Here is a 1,993-nt window from a genome sequence, read left to right on the forward strand (position 1 = left end):
GCCCCGCCGTCGTCCGGTGCGCGCCCCGCCTCCCCGTTCACACCAGCTCCCCGATCGTGGTCGCGGCGCCCAGCGGGCAACCGGTGCGCAACTCCAGGGCGAAGGCGACGTCGTGGGCGTCCGGGCGGTCGTGACCCACCAGGTCGGCCACCGTCCAGGCCACCCGGAGCACCCGGTCCAGGCCCCGCGCGGTGAGCGTGCCGCGCTCCAGGAGACGCTCCGCGCGCTCCATGGCGCCGGGGGCCGCTCTCCACCGGCCGCGCAGCTCCCGGCCTGGCACCTCGCCGTTGGTGCGCCACGGCGTGCCGTCGAGCCGCGCCGCCGTGCGCTCCCGGGCGGCCAGCACCCGGGCCGCGACGGTCGCCGAGGACTCCCCGCTGCGCCCTCGCCCGGCCAGCTCCGCCCGTGTCACCGGCCCCACCTGCACCCTCAGGTCGACCCGGTCCAGCAGGGGCCCGGAGATCCGCGCCTGGTAGCGCCGCACCGCGTGCGGGGAGCACTCGCAGCTGTCGTCGGTCCGGGAGAACCGCCCGCACGGGCACGGATTGGCCGCCAGCACCATCAGGCATTTGGCCGGAAACCGCACCACACCCTCGCTCCGGGCGATCACCACATGGCCCGACTCCAGCGGCTGACGCAGCGCGTCCAGGGCCGCCCGGCTGAATTCCGGCGTCTCGTCGAGGAAGAGCACGCCCTGGTGCGCCAGCGAGACCGCGCCGGGTCTGGCCGTGCCCTTCCCGCCGCCCACCAGCGCCTGCATGGTGGCCGAGTGGTGAGGGGCGCAGTAGGGCGGCTGGTCGATCAGCGGGCGGCCCGGCGGCAGCAGCCCGGCCACCGAGTGGACGGCGGTGACCTCCAGGGACTCCTGCCGCCCCAGCGGCGGCAGGAGCGTCGGCAGACGTTCGGCCAGCATGGTCTTGCCGGTCCCCGGCGGCCCGGACAGGAACAGGTGGTGGCCGCCCGCCGCGGCGACCTCCAGGGCGGCCCGCGCCCGCAGACCTCCCGCGACGTCCGCGAGGTCGTGCCCCTGCTCGGAGAAGGCGCCGCCGGGCACTCCGACGGCCGCGGCGGCTCCCGGCAGCCGCAGACCGGCCAGCATCGCGTCGGGACGGCCCTGCGCCACCGGCTCCTCCTCGGGCACCGGCGCGTCCGTCAGGACGGCGATCAGCTGTCGCAGGCTGCGGACCCCCAGCACCGACACCCCGGGCACCAGGGACGCCTCCGCCGCCGCGCACTCGGGCACCACCACCTGTTGATAGCCGGCCTCCGCGGCCGCCAGCACCACCGGCAGGACGCCGCGCACCGGCCGCACCCGGCCGTCCAGCCCCAGCTCACCGATCATCACCAGCTCGGCCAGCGCCTTCGGGTCGATCAGCTCCGCCGCGCCCAGCACGGCGCAGGCGACGGCCAGGTCGAACCCGCTTCCGCCCTTGGGCACCGAGGCCGGGCTGAGACCGACGGTGAGCTTCTTCTGCGGCCACGCGGCGCCCGAGTTGACCACCGCGGCCCGCACCCGGTCACGGCTCTTGCTGAGGCTCTTGTCGGGCAGGCCCACCAGCGTGAAGGCGGCCACCCCCGGTTCCAGGTCGGCCTGCACCTCGACCACCACGCCCTCGGCGCCGACCAGCGCCACCGAGCAGGTACGCGCGAAGCCCATCTCAGGCCACCCCCCGCACGTGCTCGACCTGGGGCGCTCCGCGCCGGGGCAGCAGCACGCCGACCACGTCGATGCGCACCCCGCCCGGCGGAGCCCCGCCGTGCTCCTGCATCCACCGCTCGGCGAGGCCGCGCAGCCGGGCGGCCTTGGCGGGCGTCACGGCGGCCATCGGGTGCTCGAAGGCCGCCCGCCCCTCCGCCGGTGCGCGGCGGGTCTTCACCTCGCAGACCACCACCGCGTCACCGTCCCGCGCGACGATGTCGATCTCTCCGGTCCGGCCGCCCCGCCAGTTGCGGTCCAGCACCGTCATGCCGGCCTGGGTCAGCCGTCGTGCGG

The 1,993-nt window shown here is 76.7% G+C and carries 2 protein-coding genes; both read right to left on the minus strand.

Annotated elements, in window-relative coordinates; all coding sequences use genetic code 11:
- Window positions 1-37: 37 nt before the first annotated feature.
- Entirely contained in the window at window positions 38-1,657 is a 1,620-nt protein-coding gene (locus ACOV8S_RS13155; protein ID WP_448318010.1) for a YifB family Mg chelatase-like AAA ATPase, read from the minus strand.
- A gap of 1 nt (window position 1,658) precedes the next feature.
- On the minus strand, window positions 1,659-1,993 hold a 335-nt coding region (locus ACOV8S_RS13160; protein WP_448318011.1), incomplete at its 5' end, for a YraN family protein.

The organism is Streptomyces sp. CO7 (genome assembly GCF_053474865.1).